This window comes from Mycobacterium hackensackense (assembly GCF_025822555.1).
Taxonomy (GTDB): Bacteria; Actinomycetota; Actinomycetes; order Mycobacteriales; family Mycobacteriaceae; genus Mycobacterium; species Mycobacterium fluoranthenivorans.
Genome location: NZ_JACKUC010000030.1, coordinates 73,500 through 89,815, shown reverse-complemented (window position 1 = coordinate 89,815; position 16,316 = coordinate 73,500). Strand labels below are relative to the sequence as shown.

Sequence of the window (16,316 nt, the reverse complement as noted above, 5' to 3'; positions counted from 1 at the left end):
GACGTGGTGAACCCCTCGACGACACAGGCGCGTGTCGTCGTCGACGAACTGATTCGCGGCGGCGTACGCGACGTGGTGTTATGCCCCGGCTCACGCAACGCGCCGCTGGCCTTCGCGCTGCACGACGCCGACCGCGCGGGACGTATCCGGCTGCACGTGCGGATCGACGAACGCACCGCCGGGTATCTGGCGATCGGGCTGGCGGTCAGCGCCAAGGCGCCGGTGTGCATCGCCATGACCTCGGGTACCGCCGTGGCCAACCTCGGCCCCGCGGTGGTCGAGGCGAACTACGCCCGGGTGCCGCTGATCGTGCTGAGCGCCAACCGGCCCTACGAGATGCTGGGCACCGGCGCCAACCAGACGATGGAGCAGCTCGGCTATTTCGGCAGCCAGGTCCGCGAGAACATCAGCCTCGGCCTGGCCGTCCACGAGGACCTGGCCGCGCTCAACGCCCAGTGGCGGTCGGCCACCTGCCGGGTGCTGGTGGCCGCCACCGGAGCACGCAGCGCCAACGCCGGCCCGGTGCAGTTCGACATCCCGCTGCGTGAGCCGCTGGTGCCCGACCGTGATGATCACGACGAGACCCCGCCCGGCCGCCCGGACGGCAAACCGTGGACCTACACACCACCGGTCGATTTCGATCAGCCGCTGGACATCGACCTGAGCCCGGACACCGTCGTCATCGCCGGGCACGGCGCGGGCATCCACCCCAACCTGGCCGGGCTGCCGACCGTCGCCGAACCCACCGCGCCGATGTCCGGACTCACCAATCCACTGCATCCGCTGGCGCTGCCGCTGTTGCGCCCGCAGCAGGTCATCATGCTGGGCCGGCCCACCCTGCACCGCGCGGTCTCCGCGCTGCTCGCCGACCCCGCGGTGCCGGTCTTCGCCCTGACCACCGGCCCGCGCTGGCCCGACGTCTCGGGCAACTCGCAGGCCACCGGTACCCGTGCCGTCACCACCGGTGCCGCCGACCCGGGTTGGCTGCGCCGCTGTGCCGAGCTCCACCGGCGCACCCTGGCCGCGGTGCACACCCAGTTGGCCCAGCACCCGCTGACCACCGGCCTGCACGTGGCCGCGGCGGTGTCCGCCGCGCTGAGCGACGGCGACCAGCTGGTGCTCGGTGCCTCCAACCCGGTCCGCGACGTGGCGCTCGTGGGGCTGGCCGCCCCCGGTGTCTCGGTGCGGTCCAATCGCGGGGTCGCCGGTATCGACGGCACCGTGTCCACGGCCATCGGCGCAGCATTGGCCCATGAGCGCGCGGGCGGCGGTCCGCCGCGCAAGACCATCGCGCTGATCGGTGACCTGACCTTCGTGCACGACAGTTCCGGGCTGCTGATCGGGCCCACCGAGCCCACTCCGAAGAACCTGACCATCGTGGTGTCCAACGACAACGGCGGCGGCATCTTCGAACTGCTGGAGCAGGGCGACCCGCGCTTCTCCGACGTGTCCTCACGGATCTTCGGCACACCGCATGATGTCGACGTGGGTGCACTGTGCCGCGCCTACCACGTCGACTGCGCGCAGATCGACGTGGACGACGTGACCGGCGTCCTCAAGCAGCCGTACGACGGGATGCGGGTGCTGGAGGTGAAGGCCGACCGGTCGTCGCTGCGGGCGCTGCACGCGTCGATCAGGGCGGCGCTGTAGTGGGTGCACTCGCCGAGCGGCTGAAAGCCCTCTGGCGCATCGTGATTCCGCACATCGTCGGGGACGGGGCGCAGACCCGGCCGCAGCGGGTGCTGCGCCGGATCCGGGTCGGCGTCGTGCTGGTCGCAGCCCTGGTGACATTCCAGTCGGTGTTGCTGGTGGTGGGCGCCTGGGTGAACGACGGTCAGATCGAACGCAATATGGGAGTGGCCGCAGCCGAGGTGCTCGACGCGGGCCCGCGCCGTTCCACCATCGAATTCGTGACACCCGACCGCGTCACCTACCGGCCCGAGCTCGGGGTGCTCTACCCGTCGGAGTTGGAGAACGGGATGCGCATCTACGTCGAATACGACAAGACCAATCCCGATCTGGTGCGCGTCCAGCACCGCAACGCCTCGCTGGCGATCATCCCGGCGGGTTCCATCGCGGTGCTGGCCTGGCTGATCGCCGGCGCGGTGCTGATCGTGGCCGAGGTGGTGGACCGGCGTCTCACGCCGATTCGACCAGCTTCTTGAGCCAGTCGTTGTCGTAGATGTCGACCTTGCGGTCCTTGTTGAGGTCGTAGACGGTCGGCGTGCCGGTGGCGGTCGGGTCGATGTCGTAGAGAAACCCGAAGTTCAGGTCCTCCATGCCCGAGACGTCCACCACTGCCTCACCGTCGGCGATCTGGGTGGCCTGGGCGGCGGGCACGCCGGCGGTGCGGGCCATCCCGGCCATCTCGTCGTCGGTGGGTCCCTTACCGCCGGGGTCCTGGTTGGCCCACAGCTCCTCGACGAACGACTGGAACGCGGTGGCCGGGGTGTGTTTTCCCGTGCCCGCCAGGAACAACGCGTTGGCGACCCGCTCCGAATGGTGATTGCCGTCGGTGTCCAGGAACGTCATCGGCCGGTAGGTCACCTGCAGGGCCCCGATACCGAGGTAATAGCGGATCTGATCGCCGAAATCGTGTTGCAGATCGGCGCAGTGGGTGCACTGCGGTTCGGTGTAGATCTCGATACGCACCGGTGCCTCGGCGAATCCCGCGACGATGCCGAAACCGTCTTTGCTCACCTCGGTCATCGGTTTCACCGGATCGGGCTGTGCGCTGCCGGGAATCTGGCGCGCGCACCCGACCCCGGTCAGCAGGGTGAATGAGGCCAGCACCACCAACCATCGACGCACAAGGGCAACCGTACCGCTGTCGTGGTGTTCGCACGCCATATGCCGGCACGCAACCGCGTTGTTAACCAGCGCTGCGACAGTGGGGACGTGCGCGTTGCAATCGTTGCCGAGTCCTTCCTCCCGAACGTCAACGGCGTCACCAACTCGGTGCTTCGGGTGATCGAGCATCTCCGCCGCACCGGTCACGAGGTCATCGTCATCGCCCCCGACACCCCGCGCGGCCAGCCGCCGGCCGACCGGGTGTACGACGGTGTTCGGGTCCACCGGGTGCCGTCCAAGATGTTCCCCAAGGTCACCTCGCTGCCGCTCGGGGTGCCGATGCCGCGAATGGTCAACGTACTACGCGGTTTCGACCCCGATGTCGTCCACCTGGCGTCTCCCGCGCTGCTCGGGTGGGGTGGGCTGCATGCGGCCCGCCGACTCGGTGTGCCGACGGTGGCCGTATTCCAGACCGATGTGGCCGGGTTCGCCGAGAGCTACGGGGTCGGCATGCTGTCCCGGGTGTCGTGGGCGTGGACGCGGCGGCTGCACAGCAAGGCCGACCGCACCCTGGCGCCGTCCACCGCCGCAATCGAAGACCTTGAGGCGCACCGCATTCCGCGGATCCACAAGTGGGGCCGCGGTGTCGATATCACCGGGTTCGTGCCCTCGGCCCGGGACGAGGCGCTGCGCCGCCGGCTCTCACCGCAGGGTAAGCCGATTGTCGGGTTCGTGGGCCGGCTGGCCCCGGAGAAGCACGTGGAGCGCCTGGCGGTGCTGGCCGCCCGCGACGATCTACAGGTGGTCGTCGTCGGTGAGGGTGTCGACCGGCCGAAGCTGGCCGCCCTCATGCCCGGCGCGGTGTTCACCGGGGCGCTCTACGGCGCCGAACTGGCCACCGCCTACGCGAGCATGGACGTGTTCGTACATCCGGGTGAACACGAAACCTTCTGTCAGACCGTGCAAGAGGCGATGGCCTCCGGGGTGCCGGTGGTCGCGCCGAACGCGGGCGGGCCTCGAGACCTGGTCACCCCGATGCACACCGGACTGCTGCTCGGTGTCGACGAGTTCGAGCAACGGCTGCCCGGAGCCGTCGACCACCTGATCGCCGAACGGGCCCGCTATTCGGCGGCCGCCCGGCGCAGCGTGCTCGCCCGGACCTGGCCGGCGGTGTGCGAGGAACTGTTCGGCCACTACGAAGCCGTCATCGGCCTGCGCCGGCGCAAGGCAGCCTGAGCTCCTCGGTCAGCCCTGCGCTTGCACCGAAACGGGTTGCCACTCTTCCCAGGTGGCGAGCCGGGACTGGTAGTCGGCCTTGGCCAACTGCAGCGGCAGCTCCCCGAAGAACACCCGCAGCGGCGGTTTCTCGGCATCGACGAGCTTGAGCACGGCGGCGGCGGAGGCCTTCGGGTCGCCGGACTTGGCGACGCGCTTGGCGCGGGCCTCCTGCGCCTGTCGGTGCGCCTCGGCGTAGTCGGGCAGCGGAGTCGCGTGCTTGGCCGACGAGCCGGCCCAGTCGGTGTCGAACCCACCCGGCTCGATCAGCGTCACGTGGATACCGAACGACGCCACCTCCTGGGCGAGCGCCTGCGAGAAGCCCTCCAGCGCCCACTTCGAGGCGTGGTAGATCCCGACGTTCGGGAACGCGGTGATCCCGCCGATCGAGGACACCTGGATGATGTGCCCGCTGCGCTGCGCTGCGCCCGCAGGTAGGGCAGCGCGGCCTGGGTGACCCAGAGCGCGCCGAACACGTTGGTCTCGATCTGATCCCTGGCCTCGGCCTCGGAGAGCTCCTCGATGAAACCGAACTGGCCGTAGCCGGCGTTGTTGACCACGACGTCCAGCCGGCCGAAGTGGTCGTGGGCCTGCGCGACGGCGGCGAAGTCGGCCGCGCGGTCGTCGACGTCCAGGCGCAGCGGCAGCACCGCCTCGCCGTACTTCTGGGTGAGGTCCTCCAGCGTGGCGGTATCGCGCGCGGTCGCGGCGACCTTGTCACCGCGTTCCAGGGCGGCGATGGCCCATTCCCGGCCGAAGCCCCGGGATGCGCCGGTGATGAACCAGATCTTCTCAGCCATGAGTAGCCCTCCTCAGGTGCCTGCGATCGATACCAACGTCACCACGGGCCGCCCATTCCCGGAAGTACGGGACTCACAGGTAGTTTTAGTGCGGTGAGTCGAGCGACGCTGGAGAAAGACCCCCATGAGGTGGCGTCGATGTTCGACGCCGTGGCCCGCCGCTATGACCTCACCAATACGGTGATGTCGCTGGGCCAGGACCGGTTCTGGCGCCGTCAGACGCGCGCTGCGCTGCAGATCGGCCCGGGCGACAAGGTGCTGGACCTGGCGGCCGGGACGGCGGTGTCCACGGTGGAGCTGACGGCCTCCGGTGCGTGGTGTGTGGCGGCCGACTTCTCGGTGGGCATGCTCGGTGCGGGCGCGTCCCGCGCGGTGCCGAAGGTGGGTGCCGATGCGACCAGGCTGCCGTTCGCCGACGGCGTGTTCGATGCGGTGACCATCAGCTTCGGGTTGCGCAATGTGGTCGACCATGTGGCGGGCCTGCGCGAGATGGCCCGGGTGACCCGTCCGGGTGGCCGTCTGGTGGTGTGCGAGTTCTCCACGCCCACCAATCGGCCGTTCGCGACGGTGTACAAGGAGTACCTGATGAAGGCACTGCCCGCGATGGCGTCGGCGGTGTCCAGCAATCCGGATGCCTATGTGTACCTGGCCGAATCGATCCGCGCGTGGCCCGACCAGGCCGCACTCGCGGGCCGGATCGCCGATGCCGGCTGGGGCTCGGTGCGTTGGCGCAATCTCACCGGCGGCATCGTCGCATTGCATGCGGCGGTGAAACCGCCCGTCGACTGAGGCGCCGCGGCGTGAGCATCCCCGTACTCGCGGTCGCCGGGCACCTCGGTGCCGGTAAGACCACGTTGCTCAACCACCTGCTGCGCAACAGCTCCGGTGCCCGAATAGGGGCTCTGGTCAACGATTTCGGTGCCGTCAACATCGATGCCATGCTGGTCGCCGGTCAGGTGGACGCGATGGCCTCGCTCTCGAACGGGTGCATCTGTTGTGTCACCGAGGACGGTGAGGTGGCCGAGATGCTCGGCAAGCTGGCGGCGGTCAAGCCCCGGCTGGACCTCATCGTGGTGGAGGCCAGCGGCGTTGCGGAGCCTCCGGCTCTGGCCCGCACCATCATGGCGGTGGACGACAAGCGCTTCCACTACGCCGGGCTGGTCTTGGTGGTCGACGCGACCGCACCGGCCGACCTCGGGCACGGGGTACGGGTGGCCGACCTGGTGGTGCTGAACAAGGCCTCCGCTGCAGGGGATCTGGCCGCGGTCACTGCGCAGGTGCGGGCGCTGCACCCCGCAGTGCCGTTGTTGCCCACCGATTTCGCCACCATCGACCCCCGGTTGCTGATCGATCCCGCGCCCCGTCCACTGCGCGCCCAGATGTCGTTCGACGAGCTGCTGCACGAGTCTCATGACCATGACCATCCCGCGTACCAGAGCGTGGAGTTCCGTGCCGACAGCACGCTGAACCCCCGCCAGTTCATGACACTGCTGCGCGATCGGCCCCAAGGGCTGTACCGGGCAAAGGGTTTCGTGGACTTCGGCCCGGGGCACCGGTATCTGCTGCAGTTGGTGGGCGGATCGGTCCGATTCGAGAGGCAGCGGCGAGCCGGTACCGAACTGGTGTTCATCGGCACCGATATCGACACCACCGCACTCCGGTCCGCGTTGGACGCGTGCCTCACCGAGCCCGCCGACGAGGCGGCCATCCTCGGCGTGCTCAAGTACGTGGTCTAGGTATGCTGACCGCTCACCCGAGTGCGAGGAGCTGTGTTGTTCAAGGTCAACGAGTACTTCGACGGCGATGTCGCCTCGATCGCGTTCGCCACGGCCGACGGGCCGGCGACCGTGGGTGTCATGGCCGTCGGGGAATACGAGTTCGGCACATCCACCGAGGAGATCATGCACGTCGTCTCCGGTGCGCTGACGGTCAAGCTGCCCGGTCGCGATGACTGGGAAACCTTCGCTGCCGGAACACAGTTCACCGTGCCGACGGACAGCACATTCGGGGTGCGCGCCGAGGTCGAGACGGCCTACCTGTGCGAGTACCGCTGACGCTCAGCTGAACGGCTTGCGCTGATCGAGCCGTCGTGACGCCATTCCGGCCGACCGCCACATCCGGGCGGTCCAGTCCTCGTCTTCGTCGGTGACCAGGTTGCCCATCATGCGTACCGCGACCTTCATCAGGAACTCCGACCGCATGGCCACCGGACCGGCCATCGGCAGGAATCGCGGATAGGTGAGCAACAGGGCCAGCCGCCGTGCGGCCGAGAAGCCGCGTGCGTAGTGCTCGGTGAGCACGGCGGGCCAGGCCTGGGTGAGATCGCGATGGTCCAGGAGTTCGGCGGCCAGCCGTCCGGTCTCCAGGCCGTAGTCGATACCTTCGCCGTTGAGCGGGTTCACGCACGCCGCGGCGTCGCCGATGAGTACCCAGTTGGGTCCGGCCACACCGGATACCGCCCCGCCCATAGGGAGCAGTGCGGACAACCCGGCCCGCGGTGCGCCCGTGAAGCCCCATTCCTCGCGGCGCAACCCGGCGTAGTAGGCCATCAGCCGCGGCAGCCGGACGTCGGCGGGCCGCTTGGCGGTGGCCAGTGCCCCGACCCCGATGTTCACCTCGCCGTTGCCCAGCGGGAAGATCCAGCCGTACCCGGGCAGGACTTCGCCTTCGGGGGAACGCAATTCGAGATGTGAGGTGAGCCACGGTTCGTCGGCGCGCGCGGAGGCAAGGTACCCACGGATCGCGACCGCGTAGACGGTCTCCTGATGCCAGGTGCGGCCGAGGGCCCGGCCCAGCGTCGAGCGGGCGCCGTCGGCGACGATCAGCGTGCCCACGCCGATCTCGGTGCCGTCATCCAGGGTCAGTGTCGACACTCGACCGTGCGAGTCATGTTGCACACCAACCGCTTTGGAACCCAGGAGCATCTTCGCGCCGTCGTCGGCGGCGACCATCCGGACCCGGTCGTCGAGTTCGGTGCGGGGCACGGCACTGCTGGTCGACGGGAACGACGGGCCCGGCCAGCCGATCTCGACGTCGGCGCCGAACCCGGACATCCGCAGACCGTGGTGCCGGATTCTGCCGTCCAGCCAGGTACCCAGGCCGAGCCGCTCCAGCTCGGCGACCGCCCGCGGGGTCAGTCCGTCACCGCACGCCTTGTCCCGGGGGAACTGCGCCGAGTCGATCACCAGCACGTCCCGACCGGCGCGCGCCGCCCAGGCCGCGGCCGACGAACCCGCGGGCCCGGCGCCGACGACCACCACATCTGCCTTCATTGCTCCCCGGGGCGCTCCGCTCCTGCCCGCCGTATCCAGCATGACTCACAGTATGTTGGAACCATGAGGACACCGGGGAGTGTGGTGGCGGGGGTGGACTTCGGGGACCCGGAGTTTGCCGCACGGGTGCGCGACGGTGTCGCCCGCGTCGAGGACCTGATGTCCACCGAACTGGGCAAAGCCGATGAGCTGATGGCCGAGGCCGTCCAGCATCTGTTCCAGGCCGGTGGCAAGCGCTTCCGGCCGCTGTTCACCGTGCTGTCCGCCTCCCTGGGCCCGCAGCCTGATCATCCCGACGTCGCGATCGCGGGCGCGGTGATCGAGCTGGTACATCTGGCCACGCTGTACCACGACGACGTGATGGACGAGGCCCAGGTGCGCCGCGGCGCCGACAGCGCCAACGCACGCTGGGGCAACAACATCGCGATCCTCGCCGGCGACTACCTGTTCGCGACCGCGTCGCGGCTGGTGTCGAGGCTGGGACCCGAAGCGGTGCGGGTGATCGCCGACACCTTCGCCCAGCTGGTGACGGGGCAGATGCGCGAGACCCGGGGCGCGGTCACCGGCGCCGACGAGGTCGAGCACTACCTGAAGGTGGTGTACGAGAAGACCGCCTGCCTGATCGTGGCCTCCGGCCGGTTCGGTGCCACGTTCTCCGGCGCCGACCAGGAGCAGATCGAGCGGCTGGCCCGGCTCGGCGGGATCGTCGGTACGGCTTTCCAGATCTCCGACGACATCATCGACATCGACAGCGATCCTGACGAGTCGGGCAAGCTGCCGGGCACCGACCTGCGGGAAGGGGTGCACACGCTGCCCGTGCTGTACGCCCTGCGGGAGCAGGGGGCCGACGGCGACCGGCTGCGGGCCCTGCTGGACGGTCCGGTCACCGACGACGCCGAGGTGGCCGAGGCGCTCGTCCTGCTGCGCCGCTCGCCCGGGATGACGCGGGCCAAGGAGGCGGTGGCCGACTACGCGCGCCAGGCCCGCGCCGAATTGGACCAGTTGCCGGCGGGGCCGGGGAGGGCCGCGCTGGCGACGCTGGTGGACTACACCGTCAACCGGCACGGATAACGGGCGCAGGAACCTGCGGGGGGTGGCTCGGCGTTACAGGGAGCGGGGACTTTCGTAGGAAGGGAAGCAGATGACCTGGCATCCACACGCCAACCGGATGAAGACGTTCGTGCTGTTGGTCGGCATGTCGGCTTTGATCGTGTTCATCGGCTCGCTGTTCCGTAACCCGTCCATCCTGTGGCTGTCGGTGCTGTTCGCGGTGGGCATGAACGCCTACGTCTACTTCAACAGCGACAAGATGGCGCTGCGGGCCATGCACGCCCAGCCCGTCACCGAGATGCAGGCGCCGGCGATGTACCGCATTGTCCGGGAGCTCGCGACCACGGCGCGTCAACCCATGCCCCGGCTCTACATCAGCGATACCGACGCCCCCAATGCCTTCGCCACCGGGCGCAACCCGCGCAATGCCGCGGTGTGCTGCACCACCGGGATTCTGCGGATCCTCGATGAGCGTGAGCTGCGGGCCGTGCTGGGCCATGAGCTGTCCCATGTGTACAACCGCGACATTCTGATCTCCTGTGTGGCCGGCGCGCTCGCGTCGGTGATCACCGCACTGGCCAATATCGCGATGTTCGCCGGCATGTTCGGCGGGAACCGCGAAGGGGGCGCGAATCCGTTTGCGTTGCTCCTGGTTTCGCTGTTGGGTCCGATCGCCGCGACGGTGGTGAAGCTGGCCGTGTCGCGGTCGCGCGAGTACCAGGCCGACCAGTCCGGTGCCGAGCTGACCGGCGACCCGCTGGGGTTGGCGAGCGCGCTGCGCAAGATCGCCTACGGCGTGCAGGCCGCGCCGCTGCCGCCCGAGCCGCAGCTGGCCGACCAGGCGCACCTGATGATCGCCAACCCGTTCCGGGCGGGGGAGAAGATCGGCAAGCTGTTCTCCACCCACCCGCCGATGGAGGACCGTATCCGTCGCCTGGAGGATATGGCCGGCCGCCGCCTCTGAGCTGAGCGATTTCGGCGCGCTTTCCCGCGTGGAGCGCGTGTCAGCGCGCCGAAATCGCCGAGCGGATGGTCCCGATGACACGTTCGGGGTATGCGGTGATATCCAGCCAGGTGAACCGCAGCACCTGCCAGCCGTTCACGATCAGGTGGTTCTGCCGGCGCCGGTCACTGCGGAATTTCTCCGGATCGCTGTGGAAGGCCCAGCCGTCGATCTCGATGGCCACGCCCAGGTCGGGGAACGCGACGTCGATCAGATAGGGACCGGCCGGATGATTGGTCCGCCAGCCGGTGATACCGGCCACCCTGAGCGCCTTGACCAACAGCCGCTCGGCTTCCGACCGTGCGCCGTCTTGTGCGGCGAACAGCAATCGCCTGGCCGACGGCGAGCCGTACCTGCCCTTGTTGCGTAGATGCGCCTGCCAGAGCTCGCGCAGTTGCGAACCCCCTTGTAGTGCAGCGTCCATGATGGCGGCCCCGCCGCCCGGCCGGGCGGCTGCCTCCACGACGGTCAGCGGCCGCGCCGTCACTCGGAGCCCGCGGCAGGACGCCAGGTCGGTCGGGGCGAGATCGCGTCTGCGTACCCGGCACCCGGCCCGTCGTCTGCCGTGGCTGTTCCGCGGGACGGTGATCTCGGTGACCTCGGGTGCGAAGCGTGTCAGGCCGTGCCACCAGGCCGCCGCGAGTCCGGAGGCCGCGGCCTGCTTGCCGTATCCCCAGACGGCGGACCGGATTCGGGCCGCGTCGGTGAAGGGGCGGTCGTCGACGAAATAGACGCCGCGTGCGCACCGCCGCCAGTGTCCCGACGCCACGAGCCGCTGGACGCTGTCCGCGCTGAGTCCGCTTGCCTTGGCCTGGTCGAGGGTGATGACGCCGTCATGTCTTCGGAGAAGATCGTCGAGCACATCGGTTCTGACGCCGCCCGGGCGGCCACGGTTCCCTCAACAGCGATTTCGGCGCGCTTACCCGCGGTCACCGCGGGTAAGCGCGCCGAAATCACCGGGTCAGGCGGCGCCGACCAGGGTCTCGACGTAGGTCGGGGTGACCCGCAGGACATCGGCGCTGGCGATGTCGTAGAACAACCCGATCACCTCGATGCCGGGGTGCGCCGCCAACACCGGGTGCCGGGACAGTGTCTGCACCTGCACCGCGATGTTCACCATCGACAGCTGATCCTCGGTGCTGAACCCGGCCACCGCGGCCGACCGTGCCACCGGGTGGGCGCCGCCCTGGAACGCCTCCAGCGTCGGGTCGCCATGCGCCAGCCAGGATTTCAGGTGCGCGTCATCCGGAGCGCCGTGCAACAGGGCCTTCATCGCACCGCAGCTGGAGTGACCGCACACCACGATCGAGGACACGCCCAGCTGGTTCACCGCGAACGCGATGGCCGCCTCGACCGAGGCATCCTTCTGGCCCGCCGGGATCATATTGCCGACATTGCGAACGGTGAACAGATCGCCCGGGCCACTGCTGGTGATGACGTTGGGCACCACGCGCGAGTCGGCGCAGGTGAGGAACAACGTCTCGGGCTGCTGCTCATCGGCCAGTTCCTTGAGGTGGGGCCGCAGTACCGGGGCCGTCCGGCGTTGGTAGTTGGCCAGGCCGTGCAGCACCGACGGCATGTGGTTCTTCTGCCAGGTGCTCCACGGCGCCACCCCGGAGCGCTTGTCGAACGGGGTGAACCCGCGCTCGGGGGGCCCGTCGACGGCGCTGCCCATCTCGACGGCGCCGAGATCGTGCAGATGCACACTGCCCCCGGTGGCCTCGTGCTGACGGCGCCATTCCTCGATGGCCTCGTGTGCGGCGTGGTCCAGGAAGTCCACCGACAACTCGATCGTGACGTCGGTGCCGGCCGGGACGGTGGCCAGCACGCTGGTGAGCCGCGGCAGCGACAGGAAGGTGCACGAACCTTCGATGTCCACGCGCCAGTGGTTCTCCGAGACCTCTTCGGCTGCGACCTTGGCACGGACCACCCGCCACACCGTCATGGCGACGGCCAGGGCCAGTCCGATCAGCACACCTTCGAGCAGGTTGAGGAACACCACACACAGCACGGTGACGACGTAGACCGCGAGATCGCCGGTGCGGCGGGCGGTTTCGATATGAGCGATCTTGACCAACTGCATACCGATGACGATCAGCAGGCCGGCCAGCGCCGCGGACGGGATCAGCTGGGCCAGCCCGGCGAACGGCACCGCGAACACCAGGATCCAGACACCGTGCAGGATGCCCGAGGCGCGGGTCTTGGCGCCGGCGGTGACGTTGGTGGAACTCCGCACGATGACGCCCGTGACGGGCAGACCGCCGACCGCACCGGAGGCGATGTTGGCGGCACCCTGCCCGATCAGCTCCCGGTCGAAATCGGTGCGCGGCCCGGAGTGCATCCGGTCCACCGACACCGCCGACAGCAGGCTCTCCACGCTGGCGATGAGGGCCACCGTCAGCACGCCGGTGGCGAACGCACCCCAGTTGCCGTCGGGCAGGCTGGGCAGCGCGAACGCGTCGAGCAGGGAACCGTCGAGCTGGATCCGGGGTACGTCGAAGGGCGCGAGGACGCTCAGCGCGGTGACCCCGACGATGGCGACCAGCGGTCCGGGCACCTTGCGGAGTGTGGCGGGCACCCAGCGCCAACCCACCAGGATCGCGATGACCAGCGCCCCGAGGAACAGCCCCGGTCCGTGCGCGGCGAGCAGCTGACCGGGCAGTGCGGTGACATTGGCCCACGCCGAGCTGTGCGAATTCCCGCCCAGCAGCACGTGCACCTGCTGCAGCGCGATGGTGATGCCGATACCCGCGAGCATCGCGTGGACGACCACCGGCGAGATCGCCAAGGCCGCCCGTGCGATGCGGCTGAGCCCGAACAGCACCTGCAGGATGCCGGCGCACACGGTGATCGCGCAGGTGACCTTCCAGCCGAACTCGGCCACCAAGCCGGCCACGATGACCGTCAGGCCGGCCGCCGGACCGCTCACCTGCAACGGGGATCCGCCGATCGCGCCGGCGATGATCCCGCCGACCGCGGCCGCGATGAGCCCGGCCAGTACCGGTGCCCCGGAGGCGACGGCGATACCGAGGGATAGAGGCAGTGCGACCAGGAACACCACCAGTGAGGCGGGGAGGTCGTACCGCAGAATTGTTTGCCGCATGTGAAAAGCTCCCATCACGGGATTGTGGGTACAAACGACATCTTTGTCGCAGCTGGATCTCGAATACGTCGAAACAAGTTGCAATGCAGTCGGTTACGTGTCCTGCGGGGCAATTGCTATGAGCGAGCGTATTTATCGCGTTGACAAGCGGTCAAGGAAGATCCGAGGTTGCATATCGAACCCAAATCTTCTGCTGTGTGGTGTCTTTCATTGTGCTGTGAAAAGTGATGTACCGCAGATTGTTTCGTTGCGTGTCACTTGACAAGGTGAAAGGTGATGCGGGTCATACCGTTGTAACGTCTAAGAACTCGCTATGAACTCCGTGACAGTGCCCTGCGAGGTCAGCAGAATGGGTGTATGGCCACGATGTCGTTACCCTCTCGTACCCAACACCCCCGTCAAGCCATCCTCGGCCAGCTACCCAAGATTCACCGAGCCGACGGATCGCCCATCCGGGTGTTGCTGGTGGACGACGAGCCCGCCCTGACCAACCTGGTCAAGATGGCCCTGCACTACGAGGGCTGGGTGGTCGACGTGGCCCACAACGGTCACGACGGCGTGGCCAAATTCGACGAGACCGAGCCCGACGTGGTGGTGCTCGACATCATGCTGCCCGATATCGACGGGATGCAGATTCTGCAGCGGGTCCGTGAGGCGCAGGGGTACACCCCGACGTTGTTCCTCACCGCCAGGGACTCCGTGCTGGACCGGGTGTCCGGGCTGACCGCCGGTGCCGACGACTACATGACCAAGCCGTTCAGCCTGGAGGAGTTGGTGGCCCGGCTGCGTGGGCTGCTGCGCCGGTCCAGCCACACCACCCCGCCGGCCGACGAGGTGCTCACGGTCGGCGACCTCAAACTCGACGGCGCCAGTCGCGACGTCACCCGGGCCGGTACGCCGATCGCGCTGACCGGCACCGAATTCGAACTGCTGCGATACCTGATGCGCAATCCGGGCCGGGCGATCAGCCGCGCCGAGATTCTGGACCGGGTGTGGAACTACGGTTTCGGCGGCAAGTCCAGCATCGTCGATCTCTACATTTCCTATCTGCGCAAGAAGGTCGACACCGACCGGGCGCCGATGATCCAGACCGTGCGCGGGGTGGGCTACATGCTGCGGCCGTCGACCGGGCCGGCGTGATCTGGTGGCCCCGGTCGCTGCGCCGGCAGCTGGTGCTCGGCGTCACCGCCATTGTGACCGTCGTGCTGCTCGCGGTGGGCGTGCTGTCGGTCTACAGCCTGCGTACCTACGTGGGCACGATGGGCGATACGGAACTGTCCCGGTCGCTGGCCGCTTTCAGCCATTCGTTCCACAAGTTGCAGCTCAAGAAGGATGAGGCCGAGGATGCGGTCGATGCCGACGCATTGTCGGCGTTCGTCGGGCAGGCCCCGGGCAACCTGATCGCGGTGCTGCACGACGGGGAAGTGGTGCAGTCGGCGGTGTTCTCCGACGGTGAGCCACACCCGGCGCCGCGTGCGGTTGTCGACGCACTCGACAGCCTGGACTGGACGGGGGCCGGCCCCCGCACGGTGAAGCTGCCCGAGTTGGGCGCCTACCGGTTGGCGGCAGAGCCCGCCGGTGGTGTCGGCGACGGACACGTGCTGCTGTGCGGGGTATCGCTGGACAGCGCAAATCAGGTGATCGCCCGCAAGACGGTGACCCTCGCGGTGATCATCGTCGTCGCGCTGGTGGTGACGGCGCTGGGTACGGTCGCGGTGGTCCGATATGCGCTGCGGCCGCTGCGCCGAGTCGCCTCGACCGCGGCCAAGGTGGCCACCCTGCGCCTGGATGCCGACGATCCGCGTATCCATGCCCGCGTGCAGGAGCGCTATACCGACCCCGACAGCGAGGTCGGCGTGGTGGGTGAAGCCCTCAACCAGCTGTTGGCCAACGTGGACAGCGCGCTGGCCGAGCTTGCCGCCTCCGACCGGCGCACCAGGCAGTTCCTGATGGATGCCAGCCATGAGCTGCGGACGCCGTTGGCGGCGATCCAGGGGTACGCCGAGCTGACCCGCCAGGACAGCGCCGAGCTTCCACCCACCACCGAGTACGCGCTGGCCCGCATCGAGGCCGAGGCCCGCCGGATGACCGGACTGGTGGGGGATCTGCTGCTGCTGACCAGGCTCGGCGAGGGACAGGACCTGGAAAGCGACGATGTCGACCTGGCCGACCTGGTCGTCGACGCCGTGAACGACATCGCGGTGTCGGCGCCGGAGCACCACTGGGTGACGCGACTGCCCGAGGACCCGGTCTGGGTGCGCGGAGACCGCGCGCGGCTGCATCAGGTGCTCGGCAATCTGCTGACCAACGCCCGGATGCACACGCCACCCGGGGTGACCGTGACGATCGGATTGGACATCCGGCGTGACCGTGCGCTTTTGACGGTCACAGATGACGGTCCGGGAATTGATGCGGAATTGTTGCCGAATTTGTTCGGAAGATTTGTGCGCGCCGACAAATCCCGGTCGCGGGAGTTGGGCAGCACCGGCCTGGGTCTGGCTATTGTCGCGTCGATCGTAGAGGCTCACAAGGGCGCAGTGACGGTCCAGTCATCCTCTGAAGAAACAACTTTCACGGTTGACCTGCCGCTGGCGCCGGCTTCGCAATTGGTATGAATTCGGCCTGAATCACCATTGTTTGCATTTGATATGCATTGGTGGGAATTGGTGCATATCTCCAATAGCCTGGACGTGTATTCAGAAATACGCAGAAAGGTGTATCGCATGCTCAGATCGCTCACTCTCATCCCCGTCGGACTTGCCGCGGCCGGACTGGTGCTGGCCGCTCCCGCCGGTGCCGCCCCGACCGGGCCGTCGAACGCGCAGCAGACCATCGATCAGCTGCAGTCCGAGGGCTACCGCGTCATCACCACCAAGGTGGGCGCCGGTTCGATCGACCAGTGCAGCGTCAGCGGGGTCCGCCCGGGGCGCGATATCACCGAGCTGAGGGCCTTCCCGCGCGGAAACACGCAGGAAGTCGTCCGGTACACGACCGTCTACGTTGACCTGGCCTGCGCGAGGTGA

Annotated in this window: 15 protein-coding genes and 1 pseudogene; 11 read left to right on the top strand and 5 right to left on the bottom strand. The window is 68.3% G+C overall.

The window, feature by feature from the left end; all coding sequences use genetic code 11:
• The first annotated feature begins 6 nt into the window (after positions 1-6).
• Positions 7-1,650 (top strand): 2-succinyl-5-enolpyruvyl-6-hydroxy-3-cyclohexene-1-carboxylic-acid synthase, encoded by a 1,644-nt coding sequence (gene menD / locus H7J86_RS09815; RefSeq protein WP_187098251.1) that lies wholly within the window; start codon positions 7-9, stop codon positions 1,648-1,650.
• Positions 1,650-2,165: a DUF3592 domain-containing protein gene (locus H7J86_RS09810; protein WP_090360167.1), complete on the top strand. Its 516-nt coding sequence runs from the start codon at positions 1,650-1,652 to the stop codon at positions 2,163-2,165. The genes menD and H7J86_RS09810 overlap by 1 nt, the downstream gene beginning before the upstream one ends.
• On the opposite strand, the gene H7J86_RS09805 is transcribed toward H7J86_RS09810, so the two are convergent.
• Positions 2,140-2,811, bottom strand: a complete 672-nt coding sequence (locus H7J86_RS09805) for a DsbA family protein (RefSeq protein ID WP_235632960.1) — start codon at positions 2,809-2,811, stop codon at positions 2,140-2,142. The genes H7J86_RS09810 and H7J86_RS09805 overlap by 26 nt on opposite strands.
• Before the next feature lie 87 nt (positions 2,812-2,898).
• On the opposite strand from H7J86_RS09805, the gene H7J86_RS09800 reads away from it, so the two are divergent.
• Positions 2,899-4,026 (top strand): glycosyltransferase family 4 protein, encoded by a 1,128-nt coding sequence (locus tag H7J86_RS09800; protein WP_187098252.1) that lies wholly within the window; start codon positions 2,899-2,901, stop codon positions 4,024-4,026.
• A gap of 9 nt (positions 4,027-4,035) precedes the next feature.
• On the opposite strand, the pseudogene H7J86_RS09795 reads toward H7J86_RS09800, so the two are convergent.
• A pseudogene (locus H7J86_RS09795) lies at positions 4,036-4,865 on the bottom strand (SDR family oxidoreductase).
• 93 nt (positions 4,866-4,958) lie between these two features.
• Here H7J86_RS09795 and H7J86_RS09790 point away from each other — a divergent pair.
• The 3 genes from H7J86_RS09790 to ppnP are packed head-to-tail and all read left to right on the top strand — an operon-like array spanning position 4,959 to position 6,919.
• The gene (locus H7J86_RS09790) at positions 4,959-5,654 is read left to right on the top strand and encodes a demethylmenaquinone methyltransferase (RefSeq protein ID WP_090360159.1); all 696 of its coding nucleotides are present in this window, start codon (positions 4,959-4,961) and stop codon (positions 5,652-5,654) included.
• Positions 5,655-5,665: 11 nt separating this feature from the next.
• Entirely contained in the window at positions 5,666-6,601 is a 936-nt protein-coding gene (locus H7J86_RS09785; protein WP_267290735.1) for a CobW family GTP-binding protein, read from the top strand.
• Positions 6,602-6,634: 33 nt separating this feature from the next.
• Positions 6,635-6,919, top strand: coding sequence for a pyrimidine/purine nucleoside phosphorylase (gene ppnP / locus H7J86_RS09780; protein WP_235632958.1), 285 nt, complete (start codon positions 6,635-6,637; stop codon positions 6,917-6,919).
• A gap of 3 nt (positions 6,920-6,922) precedes the next feature.
• Here ppnP and menJ read toward each other — a convergent pair whose 3' ends face one another.
• A complete protein-coding gene (menJ, locus tag H7J86_RS09775) occupies positions 6,923-8,137 on the bottom strand; it encodes a menaquinone reductase MenJ (RefSeq protein ID WP_267290733.1) in 1,215 nt (404 codons plus the stop codon).
• A gap of 63 nt (positions 8,138-8,200) precedes the next feature.
• On the opposite strand from menJ, the gene grcC1 reads away from it, so the two are divergent.
• Entirely contained in the window at positions 8,201-9,208 is a 1,008-nt protein-coding gene (gene grcC1 / locus H7J86_RS09770; protein WP_170847341.1) for a nonaprenyl/(2E,6E)-farnesyl/geranylgeranyl diphosphat synthase, read from the top strand.
• 70 nt (positions 9,209-9,278) lie between these two features.
• On the top strand, positions 9,279-10,151 hold the full coding sequence (htpX, locus tag H7J86_RS09765; RefSeq protein WP_090360151.1) for a zinc metalloprotease HtpX: 873 nt from the start codon (positions 9,279-9,281) through the stop codon (positions 10,149-10,151).
• 40 nt (positions 10,152-10,191) lie between these two features.
• On the opposite strand, the gene H7J86_RS09760 is transcribed toward htpX, so the two are convergent.
• Together H7J86_RS09760 and H7J86_RS09755 are read right to left on the bottom strand one after the other, a co-directional pair.
• Positions 10,192-11,052, bottom strand: a complete 861-nt coding sequence (locus H7J86_RS09760; RefSeq protein WP_267290731.1) for a type IV toxin-antitoxin system AbiEi family antitoxin domain-containing protein — start codon at positions 11,050-11,052, stop codon at positions 10,192-10,194.
• Positions 11,053-11,151: 99 nt separating this feature from the next.
• Positions 11,152-13,293, bottom strand: a complete 2,142-nt coding sequence (locus tag H7J86_RS09755; protein ID WP_267290729.1) for a SulP family inorganic anion transporter — start codon at positions 13,291-13,293, stop codon at positions 11,152-11,154.
• A 357-nt stretch (positions 13,294-13,650) separates the two neighbouring features.
• On the opposite strand from H7J86_RS09755, the gene H7J86_RS09750 reads away from it, so the two are divergent.
• The 3 genes from H7J86_RS09750 to H7J86_RS09740 all read left to right on the top strand — a co-directional run bounded on the left by H7J86_RS09750 (position 13,651) and on the right by H7J86_RS09740 (position 16,316).
• Entirely contained in the window at positions 13,651-14,433 is a 783-nt protein-coding gene (locus H7J86_RS09750) for a response regulator transcription factor (protein ID WP_267290727.1), read from the top strand.
• A complete protein-coding gene (locus H7J86_RS09745) occupies positions 14,430-15,908 on the top strand; it encodes a sensor histidine kinase (RefSeq protein WP_267290725.1) in 1,479 nt (492 codons plus the stop codon). Before H7J86_RS09750 ends, H7J86_RS09745 begins: the two co-directional genes overlap by 4 nt.
• A gap of 108 nt (positions 15,909-16,016) precedes the next feature.
• Positions 16,017-16,316 (top strand): hypothetical protein, encoded by a 300-nt coding sequence (locus H7J86_RS09740; RefSeq protein ID WP_090360572.1) that lies wholly within the window; start codon positions 16,017-16,019, stop codon positions 16,314-16,316.